Here is a 20278-nt window from a genome sequence, read left to right on the forward strand (position 1 = left end):
AGCTTCAAACCACGACGCCGCTCTCCAACGGCTGTTGCAGCAGCAGGGTCTCATAGCTCCAGCGCGTCCAGCTCGAAGCCACGCCAAGGCGTCCGGTATTGTGACGGATCTTGGGCTTATGGATTGCGACCCGGATTTCATCCAGCATGGAGAACTCGCGAAACGACAGGTTCGCGACTTCGGACGCCAGCGTCTCCAGCAATCGGGTATGCGGCTTGGCTTGCAGGAAAGCCGTGACCACGCCGCAGTAATGATCGTAGTCGATCACCGAAGAAGCATCATCATCGTGCTGGCCGCCACCGGTGCGGTAAGACAGTTCGATGTCCAGCTCGACCGCCTGCGGCTTTTCATGTTCGTGCGGATGCAAGCCGATGCGTGTGGTCACCGCCAGCGCTTCGACGAAGATTTGCCAGCGTACGCCGCTGGCGATATTTTCATTCTTCATCAGAAATACTCCTGACAAGCGTCCAGCAGTATGCGGCCGAAATAATCGGCAAAGCTGCGTCGGATGACCAGTTCATACGCGTTCTCAGCCAGCGGCCGCAACAAGACGCCAGTCTTGAAATAATGGCTCTGGGCGCATTGGCCAACCGTGAACACCCCAGGATGGAAATCCAGCGGACAGCCTTTTTGCAATACTTCGCGTGCCTTCGCCCCTCTGAGAACCAGGCTGGTGTTGCCGCTGCTGACATCCACCACGGAGGCGAACTGCCCCGCCAGTGCGCTGCTCAGATCGGCGCAAAGCGCAGGCAAGCGCGGCTGCCTGGACTGGATCAGCCATTCATTGGGCGCCAGCCAGTAGATAGTGAACTGCTCGCTTTCCGCTACCGTATTGGGCTGCAGCGGCAAGGTCGCGCCGGTGAGGCTCTTGACCGCCGACAGGAACACCGCGGAATCCGCTTGGCCTTTGATATTGATCAATTCAAGGAAAGGCCTTTCCTCCATGCTGACAGCTTGCCTGGCGCCCACGGCAAGCGGCGCCAGCAACTGCGTCAGTTCGGTGAACGGCGATTCTTGCTGCACCTGGAAAAGCTGGGTTTCATTCAACATGTTGACGGACTCCTTCTGCATCGTAAAACACCAGGCTGTTGATCTTGGCCGCGAGATTGCGCCCATTCGCCAGCGAAATACTAACCTCCTGCCCCATCTTGTCCTGACCGCCCTTGATCAGCGCGAAAGCAATCGAACGCTGCAAGATCGGACTGAAATAACTGGAAGTCACGTGACCTATCATGCTGGCGATAGCTTCGTTGCTTGGCTCGGCCAGGATCTGGCTGCCTTCCGGCAGGACAAAATCCTTGTCTTCGCTCAACAGTCCGACCAGCTGCTTGCGGTCGCTACGCGCCGTATCGGAACGTGCCAGCGAACGCTTGCCGAGGAAATCCTTGGATTTGGCGACCAGGCCGCCCATGCCCAGATCGAATGGCGTGACCGAACCGTCGGTATCCTGGCCGACGATGATATAGCCCTTCTCCGCCCGCAGCACGTGCATGGTCTCGGTGCCGTACGGCGTGATGTCGAACTCCTTGCCGGCCTCGATGATCGCATCCCAGATGGCGCGCCCCATATTGGCCGGCACGTTCACTTCATACGACAGTTCACCGGAAAAGCTGATCCGCATGATGCGGGTAAACACGCTGTTGATGCTGCCTTCGCGGAACGACATGAAGGGAAATTTCTCATTCGAAAAATCGATGTCCTTGCACACTTTCTGCAAAACGCGCCGGGCATTCGGGCCGACCACGGCAAAGGTCGCGAAGTGATCGGTGACCGAAGTCAGGTTGACTTTCAAATGCGGCCACTCGGTCTGCAGCCAACGCTCCATCCAGTCCAGCACGCGTGCCGCGCCGCCGGTGGTGGTGCTCATCAGGAAATGCTGTTCGCCCAGGCGCACCGTGACGCCATCGTCGAACACCATGCCGTTTTCATCCAGCATCAAACCGTAGCGGCACTTGCCGACTTCGAGCTTGTTCCATGGATTGGTGTAGATCCAGTTCAACAAGGTCACGGCGTCCGGCCCTTGTACATCGATCTTGCCCAGGGTCGATGCATCCAGGATACCGACGCTGTTACGCGCCGCCAGGCATTCGCGCGCTACCGCCGCGTGCAGGTCCTCCTTGCCGCGCGGGTAATACCACGGACGTTTCCAGTTGCCCACATCCTCGAACAAGGCGCCCTGTTCCTGGTGCCACGAATGGATGCAGGTCTTGCGTATCGGCGTCAGGAACTCGCCCAGTTCGCGCCCTGCTACCGTACCGAAAGTCACCGGCGTGTAATTCGGACGGAAGGTGGTGGTGCCGGTTTCCGGAATGGTCTTGCCCAGCACCTCGGCCAGGATCGCCATGCCGTTGATATTGCCGAGCTTGCCCTGGTCGGTGCCAAAGCCGAGCGCGGTATAGCGCTTGACATGTTCCACCGAGTGATAACCCTCGCGCGCCGCCAGATAGATATCGGCCGCCGAGACATCGTTCTGATAATCGACGAACTGCTTGGGGCCGCGCCCCACCTGCTTGCGATCGCCCACTAGCCACAAGGGCATGATGGCGGCCTCGGACAGTTCGGCGACCTTCCAGTTAGGCAGCGTCACCGGCTTCAAACCCGCGGCAACAATCGCCTGCTGTGCTGCCAGGGCGCCGTCGCGCAAGGCGCCGCTCAGGCTGAAGTCGCCATTGGCGGCGCCGGCGCTGGTTTCCTTCTGCATCGCCGAGCCCGGCACAAAGCAGGCTTTGTCATTGTTCCAGTGCGCCTTGCCGCCGGATTGGGCGAACAGATGAATCACCGGATTCCAGCCGCCGGACACGCCCAGCAAATCGCAGGCAATGGCAGTGATGAACTGCCCCGGCACGCCATCCCGATGACGGGCGACCTCCACCCTCTTCACATGGCGGCTGCCGCTGGCGGTCACCACCACGGCATCGTTGATGATGTCGATGCCCAGTCGCCTGGCAGCGGCCGGCAGGCTGCTGGTGCTGCCATTACCGGCGGCGCGCGGATCGACTACGGTCACCTCGGCGCCATTGCTCTTCAGATCCAGCGCGGTTTGATAGGCATCGTCATTATTGGTGAAAATCACCGCCTTGCGCCCCGGCAGCACACCGTAGCGATGAATATAGGTCGACACCGCCGACGCCAGCATGATGCCGGGCAGATCGTTATTGCCGAACACGATAGGCCGTTCATGCGCGCCGGTGGCCAGTATCACGTGCTTGGCGCGCACCTTCCACAGCCGTTCGCGCAGCGAGCCACGCGCCGCCAGCGGCAAATGCTCGCTCAGGCGCTGGGTCACGGTAAGCAGATTGTGATCCTGGTAGCCGAACACGGTGCTGCGCGATAAAATCGTCACCTCCGGCGATCGCCGTAAATCCGCGGTTATTTTTGTCACCCACGCGGCTGCCGGTAAACCGTCGATCACGGCCGGGCCTGACAACAGGCTGCCGCCCAGCTCCGACTGATCGTCTACCAGCACCACCCGCGCGCCGGAAGCGGCGGCCACCCAGGCTGCCGCCAGGCCGGCCGGACCGGCGCCCGCAACCAGCACATCGCAATGGGCGTAGGTTTTTTCGTAGCGGTCGGGATCGCGCTCGGTCGGCGCCTTGCCGAAGCCGGCCGCTTCGCGTATGACTTCTTCGTACTTGCCCCACCAGCTGCGCGGCCATTTGAATGTCTTGTAATAGAAACCGGCCGGGATGAACCGGGCAAACAACTGCGTCACCGCCATCCGGTCGTTCTCGATGCTGGGGCTGGCGTTGACGCTGGTCGCGCTCAAACCCTGATACAGCTCGATTTCAGTGGCGCGCGCGTTGGGCACCGTATACGCCCCGCTTTCCAGCTGCACCAGCGCATTCGGTTCTTCCACGCCGGCCGTCACAATGCCGCGCGGACGATGATATTTCCAGCTGCGCGCCACAAAATGCACGCCGTTCGCCAGCAAGGCCGAAGCCAGCGTGTCGCCCTGGTAACCCTGGTAGCTCTTGCCGTTAAAAGTAAAGCTGAGCTGCGCGCCGCGGTCTATCCGGCCGCCGCTCTGCAGGCGGTGCGTTTGACTGATGCTCATGTGGCACTCCCTTTTTCAATCTTCTCGCCGAACTTGCTGTAGCCGAGGAATTCATAAGTGACGGTATCGCGCTCGGCCATGAACCAGCGCCGGCAGCCATGGCTGTGCAGCCATTGTTCGCGATGCGCGCCGCGCGGATTCTTGCGCATGAACAGGTAGTCGCCCCAGGCTTCGTCGCTGATATTCTCGGTTTCCAGCGGACGCGCGATATCGGCTTCGCCGCCGCAATGGAATTCACTCTCGGCGCGCGGCCCGCACCAAGGGCAGGTAATCAATAACATGGTGGATCTCCAGGCAGGTGGCAGGTTTTAGTGAGCGACGGCGGCAGCGCCGTGTTCGTCGATCAGGTGGCCGTTGTAGAAACGGTCCAGCGCAAACGGCGCATTAAGAGGATGTGGATGGTCATTGGCGATGGTGTGGGCGAACACCCAGCCCGAGCCCGGCGTAGCCTTGAAGCCGCCGGTGCCCCAGCCGCAATTGAAATACAGGCCCTTTACCGGGGTCTTGGAAATGATCGGGCAGGCATCCGGCGAGACATCGACAATCCCGCCCCATTGGCGGTTCATGCGGACCCGGCTAAATACCGGGAACATCTCGACAATCGCCTGCAAAGTCCCTTCGATCACGTGATAACTGCCGCGCTGGCCGTAACCGGTGTATTGATCGACGCCGGCGCCGATCACCAGGTCGCCCTTGTCGGATTGGCTGATGTAAGCGTGCACTGCATTCGACATCACCACGGTATCGATGATCGGCTTGATCGGCTCCGACACCAGTGCCTGCAAAGGATGGCTTTCCAGCGGCAGGCGGATGCCGGCCATGGCGGCCAGCACGCTTGAGTGGCCGGCTGCGACTACCGCCACCTTCTTGGCCTTGATGAAACCCTTCACGGTATCGACCCCGGTCACCGCCCCGTTCTCGCGCCGGATTCCGGTCACGCCGCAATTCTGCAGTATGTCGACGCCGCGCTCATCGGCGCCACGGGCGAAACCCCAGGCCACCGCATCATGCCGGGCGACGCCGCCGCGCCGCTGGAACGAAGCGCCCAGCACCGGATAGTGGCTGTTGAGGTTAATGATAGGCACGATTTCCTTGACCTGCGCCGGCGTCAGCCACTCGGCGTCGACGCCGTTGAGCCGGTTGGCGTTGATGCGGCGGTCGGTGTCGCGCACGTCCTGCAAGGTATGCGCCAGGTTCATCACGCCGCGCTGGCTGAACATGACGTTGTAGTTCAAATCTTGCGACAGCCCCTCCCATAGCTGCATGGCTTTTTCATACAGCATGGCCGATTCGTCCCACAGGTAATTCGAGCGCACGATGGTGGTGTTGCGGGCGGTGTTGCCGCCGCCTATCCAGCCCTTTTCGATCACGGCGATATTGCGCAAGCCGTGCACCTTGGCCAGATAATAGGCAGTCGCCAGGCCGTGGCCGCCGCCGCCGACGATGACGATGTCGTACTCTTTTTTCGGTTCCGGACTTTTCCAGGCGCGCTGCCAGTTCTCATGATAGGAGAGCCCGTTGCGGATCAAGCTGAATATCGAATAATTGCTCATATTTCCCTCAAAAAAACCGGAACCGTTACGGATGGCTCGGCAGCCTGCTGCGCGGCTTGAGCGCCATCCTTGTATTGATAAAGACTACTCAGCACTCAATGACATTGACCGCCAAACCGCCACGCGATGTTTCCTTGTATTTGGTCTTCATGTCGGCTCCGGTTTGCATCATGGTCTTGATCACTTTATCGAGCGACACATAATGCTTGCCGTTGCCGCGCAATGCCATGCGGGCGGCGTTGATCGCCTTCACCGCGCCCATCGCATTGCGTTCTATGCAAGGAATCTGCACCAAGCCGCCGACCGGATCGCAGGTCATGCCGAGGTTGTGCTCCATGCCGATTTCAGCAGCGTTCTCGATCTGCTCCGTGCTGCCGCCCAAGACCGCAGCCAGTGCTCCCGCCGCCATCGAGCAGGCGACGCCGACCTCGCCCTGGCAGCCGACTTCAGCGCCGGAGATCGACGCGTTTTCCTTGTAGATCAGACCGATCGCCGCTGCCGTCAGCATGAAGGTCATGACGCCATCCAGATTGGCGCCGGGGATGAACTTGGTGTAATAATGCAGCACCGCCGGCAACACCCCCGCCGCACCGTTGGTCGGCGCAGTAACTATCCGTCCGCCCGCAGCATTTTCTTCATTCACCGCCATCGCATACAGGTTGACCCAGTCGAGCATGGACAAGGGATCCACCAGTGATTCTTCGGAACGGTCCTTCAGTTGCCGATACAACTCGGCAGCACGGCGCTTGACCCGCATCGGCCCCGGCAATTCACCACCTATCGAGCAGCCGCGCTTTACCGCTGCCGCCATCACATCCCAGATTCCCAGCAGTTTGGTGCGCACCTCTTCCGCCGAGCGCCAATGCTTTTCGTTTTCCATCATCAGCGCCGCGATGGTCAGGCCGCTTTCGGCGCACATCCGCAACAGATCGTCGCCGGAATGGAAGGGGTATGGAAGATCGCCCTCCGCCTGCACGCTGCCCGCCTGCACCAGGTTGACGCGCTGCCCTTCCTTGCTGACCACAAACCCGCCGCCGACCGAGTAGTATTCTTTTTCCGCAATCACGCTGCCGCTCGCATCCAGGGCGACAAAGCGCATGCCGTTCGGATGTTGCGGCAATGCTTCGCGGCGGAAAAACAGCACATGTTCTTTTTCCACGCAGCAGATCGAATGCGTGCCGTTCAACTGCAGTTTTCTTGAACTGCGGATTTCCGCCAGGCGCGGCTCGACATGATCCGGATCGATGTCGTCCGGCAGATTGCCTTCCAGGCCCAGCAGTACCGCCTTGTCGCTGCCGTGGCCCTTACCGGTTGCGCCGAGCGAGCCGTACAACTCGACGCGGACAGCGTGCACCGCATCCAGCAGATTAGCGTCATGCAAATGAACAGCGAATCGATTGGCGGCAATCATCGGACCCACCGTGTGCGAACTGGATGGACCGATGCCGACCTTGAATAAATCGAATGTGCTGATGTTCATAGAAAACCCGCTTGGATACTCTGGTAAAACAAGGGTGAACCGTTCATGGCAACTCCTGGGTGGGTTGAAGTATTTTTCCCGGCAAACAGCAGCAAACGCACGAGACACGACAACGCCAGAATACAGCGCAACGCTGCTGATTAACGCAGCCATCAGCGATAAATTGCAGTGCTATTCCCTGGCATCATTTTGTCCTTGCGCAGACTGGTCTATTTTCCGTAGCTGACAAGTGTTTGTCCTTTTCCGACAAGCGCGACATTTTTTGATTTTACGGCTAAGTCGGCGCCGGAACGCGATGACATTTTCTTGTAGGCCATAAGTCAAACGCTAAAATATTATCAATTGAATATTTTAAATTGGATGACAAACTCGCCTGAAACGCACACCTTGACGTCAGGATTTTTGCCGAAAAAGAGAGATGGCTGGGGCGATGGGAATAGGGGTAGGATGGCAAGCTCCTGTTCTTGAAATGAAACCGAAAAATATGCCCAACGCCAATCTACGCAGTCAATGCCATACCTTCTTTTCCGCAGCCCCGCCACGCTCTGCCGCTCAGGATTTTTCCGAGATGGCGGCCTGGTGCCAGGCGCATGATATCCAGCATGACAGCTACGGCGAAGGCGCACTGATTCAAGATTTCGAAAACAAGGTAGCCGGACTGCTGGGCTTCGAGGCTGGCCGCTTCGTGATTACCGGCACGCTGGCCCAGGCGGTGGCGCTCCGGCTCGCCTGTCAGGACAGGGGCAATCCGCTGGCGGCTCTCCATCCGAGCGCGCATGTGCTGCTGCACGAAAGCAGCAATTACCAGCTGCTTGGCCACTTCACCTCGCTCAGCCTGGGAAATCCTTACCGGCCATGGACCGTGGATGAGCTCAAAGCTCTGCCGGACCGTGCGGGAGCTGCGCTGTATGAGCTGCCTATGCGTGAAATCGGCGGCCAGCTGCCGGCGTGGGAAGAGTTGAATACGGTCAAGGAATATTGTCATGAACAGAATATTCATCTTCATCTGGATGGCGCACGTGTGTGGGAGGCAGCGGCCGGCTATGGCAAGCCGCTCGACAGCGTGGCAGCTGGCTTTGATAGTGCGTATGTCTCGTTTTACAAGGGCATCGGCGGCCTGGGCGGCGCAATGCTGCTGGGCAGGCACGATTTCATCGCCCGCGCATCGGAATGGATGAAGCGCATGGGCGGCAATGTCTATCAGCGCTCGCCCTACGTCGTGGCAGCAGCAATGCAGCTGGATCAGAAACTCGCACGCATGCCGGCATACCTGCAACGCACCCGGGATTTATATCGCTTACTGGCGCGCTACCCGCTCTGGCAAACCAATCCGCGCCAGCCGCATTGCAATATGCTGCATCTCTACCTGCCGGTTGGCCGTGACATTGCGAACGCCGCGCGTGATCAAATGGCCGAGGAGCACGGCATCTGGCTGTTTGGCGAGGCTCGGCACGCGGCGCTGCCGCAGCAGAGCTACATCGAGTGGTATGTGGGAGAAGCGCTGCTGTCCTTGTCCGACGACCGGATTGCCACGATTCTGCAGCAGTTCCAGGCCTTGCTTGCGCCAGCATGATACGACCTCTGACGGCGCCGGAATCCGCCGTCAGCAGGTCGTCATGCAGGCTTTGCCTAGGCAGCCTTTTTCAGCAAATGATGCGGATCGATGACAAATTTCTTTGGAGCCCCGGCATCGAACTGCTGATAGCCGGCCGGCGCCTGATCCAGGGTGATCACTTCGACGCCGACAATATCGGCGATCTTGATGCGGTCCCACAGGATCGCCTGCATCAGTTGCCGGTTGTATTTCATCACCGGCGTCTGGCCGGTATGAAAGCTGTGCGACTTGGCCCAGCCCAGGCCGAGGCGGATACTCAGGCTGCCGCGCTTGGCGGCGCCGTCGACGGCGCCCGGATCGTCGGTCACGTACAAACCGGGGATGCCGATCTTGCCCGCGACACGGGTAACTTCCATCAGCGAATTGAGTACGGTTGCCGGTGCTTCCAACTGCGCTCCGGCATGGCCATGGCCGCGCGCCTCGAAGCCTACGCAATCAATCGCGCAATCGACTTCGGGCACACCCAGGATCTGGGCGATCTGGTCGCTCAGCGAAGTATCGGTGGACAGGTCCACGGTTTCAAAACCGACGCTGCGCGCATGGATCAGACGCAAAGGATTGACATCGCCGACGATCACCACCGCGGCGCCGAGCAAACGGGCCGAAGCAGCGGCAGCCAGGCCGACCGGACCGGCGCCTGCGACATACACAGTGGCGCCGGGACCGACGCCGGCCGTCACCGCACCGTGGTAGCCGGTCGGCAGGATATCCGACAGACAAGTCAGGTCGCGGATCTTGGCCATCGCCTGCTCTTTATCGGGGAAACGCAGCAGGTTGAAATCGGCATAAGGCACCATCACGTACTCGGCCTGGCCGCCGATCCAGCCACCCATGTCGACATAACCGTAGGCGCCGCCGGCGCGCGCCGGGTTGACGGTTTCACAGACGCCGGTATGTTGTTCCTTGCACGTGCGGCAACGGCCGCAGGCGACGTTGAACGGTACCGACACCAGATCGCCCTTCCTGATGGTTTCCACATCCGAGCCGATCTCTATCACTTCACCGGTAATCTCATGGCCAAGCACCAGCCCGGCCTGCGCCGTGGTGCGGCCGCGCACCATGTGCTGGTCGGAGCCGCAAATATTGGTTGAAACCACTTTCAGGATCACGCCGTGCTCGATCTTCTTGCCCTGCGGATTATCGAGTTTCGGAAATGGGATTGACTGTATCTCGACTTTGCCCTGCTCGATGTATACCACGCCACGATTTTCAAACATTGTGTCTCCTCCTGTCAGGATGTTATGAAGATATTAAAGCGGGAATTAAAGCAAGAAACAAACGCCACGGCGTCACAGTCCCAGTGAAGCCTTGACTGCCGGCAAGCCGTCCTTGCCGTCAAAGGTCTTGACTCCGGCCAGCAGCTTGTCCAGAATCTCCGGATTCTTTTTCAGCCACTCTTTCGCTGCAGTCTTGGGATCGGATTTATCCATGATGCGTCCCATCAGCTGGTTCTCCAGATCGGTGGAAAATTTCAGGTTAGTCGCCAGCTTGTCGGCGTTCGGGCAGCGTGTCGCATAGTCGGTTGCCGCCACGGTGTAGACCTTGGCCTCGCCATAATTGGGGCCGAACACATCGTCGCCTCCGCTCAGATAACTGATTTTTTGCTGCACATTCATCGGATGCGGTTCCCAGCCCAGTATCACTATCCATCTCTTTTGCTTGACCGCGCGTCCCAGCTCGATCAGCATGCCTGCCTCGCTGGATTCCACCATCTTGAAATTCTTCAGGTTGAACTGGTTCTTGCTGATCATGCCCTGGATCAAGGCATTGCCGTCATTGCCAGGTTCGATGCCGTAAATCTTGCCATCCAGTTCTTTTGAATATTTGGCGATGTCGGCGAAAGTCTTGAGGCCGGCGTCGTAGACATAGGTCGGCACTGCCAGCGTATATTTGGCGCCGACCAGATTCGGCGTGCTCAATACCTTGACCGAATTGTCCTTGACGAAGGGAGCAATGATGGGATCCATGGTCGGCGCCCAATAACCGAGGAACAGATCGATCTGTTTATTTTTCACTCCGGCAAAGGCTATCGGCACCGAAGCGATGGTTTTGGTGGGGCGATAACCCAGCCCCTCAAACACGGCTGAAGCAAGGCCGGTGGTGGCTGCAATATCGGTCCAGCCGACATCTGCGAAGCGCACGTTCTGGCACGATTTCGGCTCTTGCGCCTGGACCGGCGCCGCCAGCAAGCTGCACGCCATGCCAACGCCGGCAACCAATAAGCTAAATGAACGCATTGCTTTTCTCTCCTGTGGCAAAGACGAAATTCCGATGCTTGCATCGGCATAAGATGAATGAAAAGAGCCTACCCGCCGACGCCATGTTCGCGGTAGCAAACCACGCGTACCGGTACAACAAGAAATTACATCGCATCCGGCATGTCGCCTGGACCGATTGCGACATGCTATTGCCTGCCGGCGTCAAGCAGCTCATCCGCCGCCAGCGGCAAGCCCGGCAAGGACGGCAACTCGTCGACGGCAGCCAGGTAAGGATGACGCAGATGCCGTTCGCTGCTGGGAGAACAACCGAACTGGTTGCGGTAGGCTTTGCTGAAATGACAGGACGACTGGAAACCGCAAGCCACTGTCACGCTCATGATCGACATGGTGGTCTGCAATAGCAGTTCGCGCGCGCGCCGCAAGCGCAGCTGCAAATAATAATGGGTAGGCGTGACGTCCAGGTAATACTTGAACATGCGCTGCAGCTGGCGTTGCGACAAGCCGACCAGCCTCGCGATTTCTTCGAAAGACAGGGTTTCTTCGATATGGGTTTCCATCAGCCTGGCCACTTCGATCAGTTCCTTGCGGCTGAATCCGAGCCGGGCTGCAATCGGAATGTGCTGCTGATAGGCGCCGTCGCGTATGCGCTCCAGGATGAACTGCTCGGAAATTTCCGCCGCCAGCGTTTTGCCGTAGCGGTTGGCGGTCAGGTTCAGCATCAGGTCGATCGGCGCGGTACCGCCGGAACAGGTGAGGCGGTCGCGGTCCACCGCAAACAAACCCTCGGTAAACAACACGCGCGGAAACTCTTCGCGCAGGGCCGAAATATTTTCCCAGTGGATGGCGCATTGGTAGCCATTCATCAAACCGGCTTTGACCAAGGCATAGCTGCCGGTGCAGATACCGCCCAGCATCACGTTACGTCGTGCCAACTGGGTCAGCATGGCGCTCATATTGTCATCGACAGCGTCATGGATCTTGACGCCGCCGCACACAAACAGGATATCGGGCGTGCCGGCCTGCTCCAGGGTCAGTGTCGGCGTAATCGGCAAACCGTTGCTGGCCAATGCCGGCGATCCGTCGGCGCTGATGACAGACCAGCGGTACAAAGTCTGGCGACTGATGTAGTTCGCCATACGCAAGACTTCGATCGCGCTGGCGAACGCGATCATCGAAAAATTCGGCAGAGTCAGGAAACCGAAATGCACTACCGGCGCCGATGCGGAAGTTTGCGGCAGCACGGGTGTTGACTGCGGCGCTGGTTTCGAAGCGGCTTGTTGCGAAGACATACTGCCTCCATCAATGGCTACCGGCGCCGGAGCTCCAGCGCGCGGATCACGTTGCTGACTCTTTTGTTGCGCTTTTTATTTCACTGTTAGCCGGTCGCCAGCGCAGGACTCTTGCGAAACCACTTGCGCAGCCGGAAAAAGCGCTGCACCTTGCCGGCTTCCGGCGTGCGGCCGAAACTCTCGGTGATGCGGTCGAGGATGATCGCCAGCAGCACCACGCTCAGGCCGCTCTCGAAACCGAGGCCGATGTCCAGCCGCTGGATGCTGGCCAGCACGTCATTGCCGAGGCCGCCGGCGCCGACCATGGAGGCGATGATCACCATCGACAGCGCCATCATGATGGTCTGGTTGATGCCGGCCATGATCGACGGCAAGGCATTCGGAAACTGCACCTTGTACAGCAGCTGCCAGCTGGTGCAGCCGAAAGCTTGTCCGGCCTCGACGATTTCATTGTTGACCTGGCGTATGCCAAGCGCGGTCAAACGCACCGCCGGCGGCATCGCGAAAATCACAGTAGAAAGTATGCCCGGCACCCGGCCCAGGCCGAACATCATGGCTGCCGGGATCAGGTAGACGAAGGCAGGCATGGTCTGCATCAGATCCAGGATAGGCCGCACGATCATCGCCACCCGCTTGCTCTTGGCAGCCCAGACGCCGACCGGAATCCCCAGCGCCAGGCTGATCAGGGTTGAGGAAATGGTCAGCCCCAGGGTGACGATGGTCTGGTCCCAGAAACCGGTGTTGTAGATCACAAAAAATGACGCCACGGTAAACAGCGCGAATTTGAAGCCGACGCGCCAGATGCCGAGGGCGATGAAAAAGCCCATCAGCAGCCACAAAGGCAGGGCTTGCAAGCCATGTTCTATGGTTTCGGCAAACCAGCTGATGGCGTTGCCAAAGCTGTCGAAGCTGTTGCCGTGCTTATCGAGTACGTAATGGACGAACTGGTCTACCCAGCGCCCCAGCGGAAGATGTTCAGACATGCGAACCTCGCGATTTTGACAAAGCTTGGAGAACCATGGACTGGCTGATTGCGCCGCAATAGCAGCCGTCGCCATCCACCACCGGCAATGGACAACGGCTGCCGATCAGCTTGTCCATGACGTCTTCCAGATTGCTGCGGTGGTGGACCGCCTCCACCCGATCGACGCCGTTCACCTGGAGATTGCCGCTGGCGTCGGCATGGCGACGGGTTGCAACTATGCCTTGCACCTTGCGCCCGGCATCGACCACGAAGGCATAGTCGGAGCGGCTGCTGCGGTACAAATCGCCATTGGCGTGCACTTCGCCGACAGACGCCACCAAGGGCACGGCATCGGTTTGCATCAGGTCGCCGGCGGTAAGGTAACGATTGGTGTCGACGCCGTCGAAAAAGGCGCGCACATATTCTTCGGCGGGATGATCGATGATTTCCTGGGCGGTGCCGACCTGCACCAGGCGGCCGCCTTCCATGATGGCGATCCGGCTGCCGATGCGCAGCGCCTCTTCCAGGTCGTGCGATACGAAAATGATGGTGCGCCGTTGCTCCTTTTGCAAATCCAGCAGCACGTCCTGCATCTCCTTGCGCTTGAGCGGGTCGAGCGCCGAGAAGGCTTCATCCATGATCATCAGCGACGGATTCACCGACAACGCCCTGGCCAGGCCGACCCGCTGCTGCATGCCGCCGGAAAGTTCGCACGGCAGCTTGTTGGCAAAAGCTGCCAGGCCAACCTGTTCGAGTACCGTCATGGTGCACCGCTCGCGCTCTTTTTTGGCGACGCCGGCCACTTCCAGGCCGAAGGCGGCGTTCGACAGGACAGTACGGTGCGGCATCAGCGCAAACGACTGGAACACCATGCTCATGTCGCGCCGGCGCAGCTTGATCAATTGCGAATTCGTCATCTGCGCCACATTCTGGCCATCGACCAGGACATTGCCGGCGCTGGGATCGACCAGACGGTTGATCAGGCGGATCAATGTCGATTTGCCCGAACCGGACAGGCCCATCAACACGAATATCTCGCCTTCCTGGACTTCGAACGAGACATTCTGTACGCCGACCACCTGCCCGGTCTCGGCGAATATCCTATCCTTGGAATGCCCTTTTTCGAGCATGCTTAACGCCAACTGCGGATTATTGCCGAAGACCTTGTACAAACGGTCAACTACCACTTTTGCTGACTTCATCACCTGTCTCCTGATTTAGCATTCGACGATATCGCAGCACGCAGGTCGTTCCGTGCTGCAACATATCGCTAGCGTGCGGGTCTTAAGTAAATGGCATGGCCCGCTTGTTTGATAAACGCCGCTGCAGAGTTTATGTGCAGTATGGCGAAGAACACAAGCAGCAGGCACGATGCGACGCAGCACGATCGCGGAAAATTCACGGGAAATCATTGCCCTAAGTTAGTCATATAGTCGCGACAAAGGTTTTTTACCGGATGACGATTTACGACAAGCACTTAGTCAAAAACGACGAAGCACTTGTCGTGCCATGACGGCTCCCCCGTTTGGATAGGCACGACAGGCCCGGCAGATCATGGGAATGTCGCAATACAGTCAATTGGCGTCGCCAGGAATTTAAATCCGGCAACGCGATAGCCGGCGCAAGACAAACCGCGGCGGTCGAGCTAATGCAGGAAATTGTTGAAGCCGCAATCGCATGCCGCCAGCATCGGACGGCAGCCCTGCTCGCATTTGCAGAACACGATGTGATACCGGAAGCAATATTGCCCAATATCACCTCATATCATGTTACCAACTTGCGTACTGACGAGCGCTGCTTCCCGCCATATCTCTGTCGCCGCGCTGCCGGCGGCTATTGGGCAAGCGGCCCGTTGCTCGAAAAAAGCATGGCCGCACCCGCCTGTGTATCTACCACCGCCGTCAGCGCGGCCCGATCCGTACGCTGCTTGCCGGTGAAGCTGAGGCCGTCGTCAACACTGTGCAGTGTCACGCCGTCGAGACCGACCGCTACCACGGACTTGTCTGGCTGTTGCAGCATGGCCGTAACCGAACTTTTGAAAGACGTCTTCGACGCCTGCCAACTGTCGCCGCCGTCGGCACTGCGATAAATCGTCCCGCGCAGTCCGCCGACCAGCAATGCCCCGTCCTGCAACGCGACGCCGCTCCAGAACGAACCTGCATAACCGGTTTCGACATAGTTCCAGGTGTTGCCGCCATCGGCCGAACGGATTACCCGGCCTTGCTCGCAAGCGACGAACAAGGCGCCTTTGGCGTCGGCAAAGACCGCATATAAATTACGATCGGCTTTTTTTGCGCCCGGCGGCGGCGGCAGGCGTATGCTAGACCAGGTCGCACCGCCGTCGCTGGTGTGCAGCATCAGCGACCACAAACCGACCGCCCAGCCTTCTTGCGGATTCTTGAAATACAGTGAAAACAATGGCTGATCGACTTTGTCGTCGCTGCGTTGCAGCTGCCATGATTCGCCGCCGTCGCCGGTTTTCAGGATCGCGCCCCAATGGCCGACCGCCCAGCCGGTGCTGGCGTCGACAAACGATACCGCGGTCAGGGTTGAACTGACCGGCACTGAGCGCGCTTGCCGGTAGCTCTTGCCGTCGTCGTCTGACAGCAGCACGACGCCATGGTCGCCGACTGCCACGATGCGCTTACCCGCCCGCGTCGCCGCCAGGATCTGCGTGCTGCCGGCGGCACTGGAATGTTCGGCCGGCAGGATCTGCAACTGCGGCTTCGGCGCAGGCGCCTGATCGGCCGCCTGCGAGATGCAGCACAGGGCCAGCAGGCCGAGCATCGCGCTGCGCCTTAAGCTTGCGTTGATTTTTTCCATTTTTAGCTTCCTAATGACTGAACACGCCCGGCGCACGCACCGCTTTGCGGCGTGGAAAAATCCGTTCCAGCACGACTGCCAACGCAGGCAAGGCAGTCATCGCCATGACCAGATTCACAATGAACATGAAGGCCAGCAACTTGCCCATGTCGGCCTGGAACTTGAGTGCCGAAAAACTCCAGGTGGCAACCCCGACGGCCAGCGTGATCGCCGTGAAAATGGTGGCCATGCCGACTTCGAGAATCGATTGCTCAATCGCCTTGACGATAGGCTGGCCGGCGGCAAGATGGCCCTGCAGGCGGTTGTATATATAGAATGCGTAATCGACGCCGATCCCCACCGCCAGCACCATCACCGGCAAGGTCGCCACGGTCAGCCCGATCTCAAACTCTTTCATGAACCAGTAACCGATGAAGGTGCCGACCGTCAGCGGCAGGCAGCAGGCGAGCACCGCGCGCAAATCCCGGTAGACAACAAACACCAGCAACATGATCGCAGCGTAGACATAGAGCATCATCGGCAGTTCGCTTTTCGCCACTTCGTCGTTGATCGCGGCCAGCACCCCGGCATTGCCCGCGGCAAGCCTGACCGTGATCCCCGGCGTCGGGTGAGTATCGCGGAACGCCTTGATCGCATGAATGACGCGGTTGATGGTGGTCGCCTTGTGGTCCGACAGGTACAGGTGGACCGCGGTCATGCTGCAATCCTTGTTCAGGTAACCGCGCACCCGCCCGATCTCGGTCGACAAGCCGGCATAGTTGCCGGTATCGATAGGAATCACGTTCATCTTCGGATTACCTTCGTTATAACCCTGGTTGTAGCTGCGCAGGTTGTCTGCATACGAGCTGATGGAGACGATGCCCGGCAGATTTTTCAGCGAATAGGCCAGCTTGTCGTCGAACACTCCGACTGCCGGACTTTCGCAGGACTCCGGCGGCGCCTGGATCACCACCGACAACCAGTCCAGGCCGACGTCGAAACTGTTGGCAATGGATTCGGCGTCGCGGTTAAAGCGCGCTTCCGGCCGCAACTCCGGCGCTCCGGGCTGCAAAGTGCCGACCACGCGGTCGCGGCTCTGCCACACCGCGGTGGCGAATACGCCGCTCACCAGCACCAGCGTAATCACCGCGTTGCGCGGCTCGGCGACACGCGCCAGGGTGCGCAGCCAGCGCGCGCGTTGTTCACGCTTGAGCATGGCCTTGTCGGCATAGGCCTTGGTGAAATTGAAACAGGACGCGGCGACCGGCAGCATGACCAGATTGGTGATGATCTTGTAGCCGACCCCGAGCGAGGCGGTGATCGCCAGTTCGCGTATCATCGGGATCGGAATCAGCAGCAGCGTGATGAACGATACCAAAGCCGTCACCAGCGCCAGCGTGCCGGGTATCAGCAGCCCGGTAAAACTATGCCGCGCCGCATCCATCGACGACTTGCCGTGCGCCAGTTCGCGGGTGATGAAATTGATCTGCTGCACGCCGTGCGAGACGCCGATGGCGAACACCAGGAACGGCACCAGCACTCCGAGCGGGTCAAGGCCAAAGCCCAGCAGGCGCAGCGTGCCGAATTGCCACACCAGCGAGGTCAGCGAACAGGCGATAGGCAGCACCGTGAAGCGCAACGAGTGGCAGTACCAATACACCGAGAGCGCGGTCAGCAGCAAGGCGATCGCGCAGAATACCAGCACCGATTTGGCGCCGTCGGCGATGTCGCCGATCTGCTTGGCGAAGCCGATGATCTGGATCTCGAAACCGGCGTCCTCATAGGGCTTGCGCAGCTTTTCTTCGAGCAGCTGGTTGTACTGGATATAATCGATTTTCTTGCCGTCGGCGCCGGTCTCGCCGATTTCCGCCGTGATCATGGCGCTGCTCTGGTCGCGCGACACCAGCGAGCCGACGAAACCGCCTTCCGCCGTCGACTGCTTGATGCGGGCGATGTCCTCCGCGCTCAGGCTGTCGGGCGTGACCGTACCCGGGATGATCGGCTGCGAGCGAAATCCTTCCTCGGTGATCTCGTTGATGAAGCTGTTCGGGGTCCACAAGGACTGCACGCCGAGCCGGTCGACGTTGGGCAGATAAGCTGCCGCCTGCGTCACATTGTAGAGCCGCGTGAGCCCTTCCTTGGTCCAGATCGTGCCATTCCTGGCCTTGACCACGACCGTCAGCCGGTTGGCGCCGAACAGGTCGGCGCGATATTGCTGGAAGGTCCGCACATATTCGTGGCCGATCGGAATCTGTTTCTCGAAACCGGCGTCCATCCGCAGCTGCAAGGCAAAAAAAGCCATCACCGCGGTGAGCGCGGCAAGTACGCCCAGCACCAGCGCGCGGCGGGAAAAGAGCCAATGCTCCAGGCTTTGAATCGTTCTGTTTAACACGTGCGTTCCTCGTTCTCTATGTAACATTGTTCACGCTTCTGAACACGCTGGCCGGATGAGCGGATTGCCGAATTCATCCAGGCCAGCGCACAGAGTTAAAAATTACGTGTCAAGAATGCGCCGATGAAATTGCGGTCGGAGTATGGCTGAGACACTGCATTGCCGCCGAAAAACGCGGTGAAGTTGAGCCCCGCCTGCCACACCTGCGGATTCTGGTTGAACAGCAGGTAGAAGTTGACCGATTTGGCGCCAGCCTCGTAGTTGGCGGAGAAGGTCGGCGTGTATCCCTTGACCGCGTCATAGAAGGTAATGCCGGGCGTCACCTGCCACCCCGGAATCAAGGTGCCGTCGTAGGTCCAGTTGAAGTCGATCGTAGCGCCAAGCGCAGTCGAGCTGCCCTGCCCTGCGGCAATCGGGTAGCCGAGCCCGGAGTTGTTGTTCAGCCAGGTGCCGTATGCTGCATCGGCCATCTGATACACCTGTTGTCCGTTCACGGTGCTGGCATACTTGGTGTTGGCATTGACGCCGGGATATTTGATCATCGTCAGTTCCGCCGTGAACACCGCCAGGTCGGCGTTGATCAGTTTCAGCAGGGGCTGGGTGGTCTTGGTCATGTTCAGCTGGGCGTTGATGTCGAACTGCACCTTCTTCATGTCCTTCCAGGCCCGGCAGTCGGCTCCGCTCAGCAGGTTGGTATTGGCATCGGCTGGTCCTCCCGCCAGGTAGCATCCCGACATCGCCACGGCATCGTGCGGCCGGTACGACAGCTCGGAACCGATGGCCCATTCGCCCAATGCAAAATTGGTGCTGACGCCGAGCAGACTGCGGTTCTGCAGATAAGACCATTGCGAAGAACCGTTAGCCAGATAGGACAGTACCGGCGCCTTGTCGGTGTAGTTCTCGTAGTAGAAACCGAAATTGATATCGGCGCCATCCGGCTTATAGCCGAGGCGCAGACCGAACTGCGGCTTATTGCCCGGCAGTACCGTGTTGTACTGGGCGCCGGTGGCATTGTACGGTGCGCCGGCATAGACGCCATTGAGCAGATTCTGGTTGACGCCGCTCAGGAACTGGCTGTTCTTGCTATTCGGTCCGGCGATGGTGCCGGCATCGACGCCGGCGACGTTGAAGTTCTGCGAATTGAATGATGCAGGTCCCGCGCCGCGCCCGAAGACGTCGGACGCCGACCAGAAAGTGCCGACCGGCGGGTATTTGTTGCTGTTCCATTGGAATTGATAGTAAGCCTCGGTCGACAAGCCGGACGGCAGGCTGCTCGCAAAACTGAGCATCGGCGCCGGCAGCAGGGCCTGTTTGAGCTGGGTGCCGGGAATCAGCAATTTCTGGATGTCGACCGAATTGGTGGCATTGATCCCGCCCGCGGCGAAGTAACTTTCGCCCCAGTTGATTACCTGGTTGCCCAGTCGCACATGAGCGCGCTGCTCGCCGATATTAAAGTCCTTCTGTCCCCAGAAATCGAGCAGTTGAATACTCTGCACGGCTTGGCTCTTGACGTCCGACGCCAGCGGGGTGCGCTCCGTGCGGTCAGCGGCAAAATCGTACATTCCGGTGCCGCGCACCAGGAACTTGTAACCCTCTTTCGGCATCGTCAGCAGCAATTCGCTGGTGAAGCTGGTGTAGCCGGTGTACGCCTGCCCTTTTTTGTAATTCAGATTACCGTCGTCACCGTTGGCCCACACGCCGGTATTCGCCGCGCTGCCGCAGCCGTGTGCATTGGGATCCCCTGTCAGGCTGCAACTCGGGTTCTTGGTGCGGACCCCGAGCCCGCCCGTGATGTTCGAGACCCACGTCGCCTGCATGTCGCCAACTCCGGTATCGAAAGTATAGGCACGCGCATGTCCGTAGGCCAGAGCCCCGCACACAGTCACGCCAACCAATCGAGTCATTGATTT

15 protein-coding genes are annotated in these 20278 nt (G+C 59.4%); 1 reads left to right on the forward strand and 14 read right to left on the reverse strand.

The features are described 5' to 3' along the window. Positions 1–4: 4 nt before the first annotated feature. The 6 genes from BLV81_RS13765 to BLV81_RS13790 all read right to left on the reverse strand — a co-directional run bounded on the left by BLV81_RS13765 (position 5) and on the right by BLV81_RS13790 (position 7087). A complete protein-coding gene (locus tag BLV81_RS13765; protein ID WP_255365210.1) occupies positions 5–445 on the reverse strand; it encodes a dihydroneopterin aldolase in 441 nt (146 codons plus the stop codon). Then, entirely contained in the window at positions 445–1050 is a 606-nt protein-coding gene (locus BLV81_RS13770) for a sarcosine oxidase subunit gamma (RefSeq protein ID WP_255365211.1), read from the reverse strand. Before BLV81_RS13770 ends, BLV81_RS13765 begins: the two co-directional genes overlap by 1 nt. Continuing rightward, complete coding sequence (locus BLV81_RS13775; protein ID WP_092357377.1) at positions 1040–4048, reverse strand: sarcosine oxidase subunit alpha family protein; 3009 nt, start codon at positions 4046–4048, stop codon at positions 1040–1042. Before BLV81_RS13775 ends, BLV81_RS13770 begins: the two co-directional genes overlap by 11 nt. A 2-nt stretch (positions 4049–4050) precedes the next feature. Further along, a complete protein-coding gene (locus BLV81_RS13780; RefSeq protein WP_092357191.1) occupies positions 4051–4335 on the reverse strand; it encodes a sarcosine oxidase subunit delta in 285 nt (94 codons plus the stop codon). A gap of 27 nt (positions 4336–4362) precedes the next feature. Continuing rightward, a complete protein-coding gene (locus tag BLV81_RS13785; RefSeq protein WP_092357193.1) occupies positions 4363–5607 on the reverse strand; it encodes a sarcosine oxidase subunit beta family protein in 1245 nt (414 codons plus the stop codon). An 88-nt stretch (positions 5608–5695) separates the two neighbouring features. Next, positions 5696–7087 carry an L-serine ammonia-lyase gene (locus tag BLV81_RS13790; RefSeq protein ID WP_092357195.1) on the reverse strand — a complete coding sequence of 464 codons (1392 nt, stop codon included), beginning with the start codon at positions 7085–7087 and terminating at the stop codon, positions 5696–5698. Positions 7088–7571: 484 nt separating this feature from the next. Between BLV81_RS13790 and BLV81_RS13795 the strand changes: the two genes are divergently transcribed. Next, positions 7572–8660 (forward strand): threonine aldolase family protein, encoded by a 1089-nt coding sequence (locus tag BLV81_RS13795; protein WP_092357379.1) that lies wholly within the window; start codon positions 7572–7574, stop codon positions 8658–8660. A 56-nt stretch (positions 8661–8716) separates the two neighbouring features. Here the strand turns inward: BLV81_RS13795 and fdhA are convergent, their stop codons facing one another. The 8 genes from fdhA to BLV81_RS13835 all read right to left on the reverse strand — a co-directional run bounded on the left by fdhA (position 8717) and on the right by BLV81_RS13835 (position 20272). Continuing rightward, the gene (fdhA, locus tag BLV81_RS13800; protein WP_092357197.1) at positions 8717–9919 is read right to left on the reverse strand and encodes a formaldehyde dehydrogenase, glutathione-independent; all 1203 of its coding nucleotides are present in this window, start codon (positions 9917–9919) and stop codon (positions 8717–8719) included. A 72-nt stretch (positions 9920–9991) separates the two neighbouring features. Beyond that, on the reverse strand, positions 9992–10939 hold the full coding sequence (locus tag BLV81_RS13805; RefSeq protein WP_092357199.1) for a choline ABC transporter substrate-binding protein: 948 nt from the start codon (positions 10937–10939) through the stop codon (positions 9992–9994). Positions 10940–11106: 167 nt separating this feature from the next. Then, positions 11107–12210: a GlxA family transcriptional regulator gene (locus BLV81_RS13810; RefSeq protein ID WP_092357201.1), complete on the reverse strand. Its 1104-nt coding sequence runs from the start codon at positions 12208–12210 to the stop codon at positions 11107–11109. 86 nt (positions 12211–12296) lie between these two features. Then, entirely contained in the window at positions 12297–13193 is an 897-nt protein-coding gene (gene choW, locus BLV81_RS13815; RefSeq protein WP_092357203.1) for a choline ABC transporter permease subunit, read from the reverse strand. Then, the gene (locus tag BLV81_RS13820; RefSeq protein ID WP_092357205.1) at positions 13186–14376 is read right to left on the reverse strand and encodes a quaternary amine ABC transporter ATP-binding protein; all 1191 of its coding nucleotides are present in this window, start codon (positions 14374–14376) and stop codon (positions 13186–13188) included. Before BLV81_RS13820 ends, choW begins: the two co-directional genes overlap by 8 nt. Before the next feature lie 631 nt (positions 14377–15007). Further along, positions 15008–15997: a WD40/YVTN/BNR-like repeat-containing protein gene (locus BLV81_RS13825; protein WP_218134278.1), complete on the reverse strand. Its 990-nt coding sequence runs from the start codon at positions 15995–15997 to the stop codon at positions 15008–15010. 10 nt (positions 15998–16007) lie between these two features. After that, complete coding sequence (locus BLV81_RS13830) at positions 16008–18368, reverse strand: efflux RND transporter permease subunit (protein ID WP_176992838.1); 2361 nt, start codon at positions 18366–18368, stop codon at positions 16008–16010. 95 nt (positions 18369–18463) lie between these two features. Next, a complete protein-coding gene (locus tag BLV81_RS13835; RefSeq protein ID WP_255365212.1) occupies positions 18464–20272 on the reverse strand; it encodes a DUF1302 domain-containing protein in 1809 nt (602 codons plus the stop codon). Positions 20273–20278 lie beyond the last annotated feature (6 nt).

Source organism: Collimonas sp. OK242 (assembly GCF_900107095.1).
In the GTDB taxonomy this organism is placed as follows: Bacteria; Pseudomonadota; Gammaproteobacteria; order Burkholderiales; family Burkholderiaceae_D; genus Collimonas.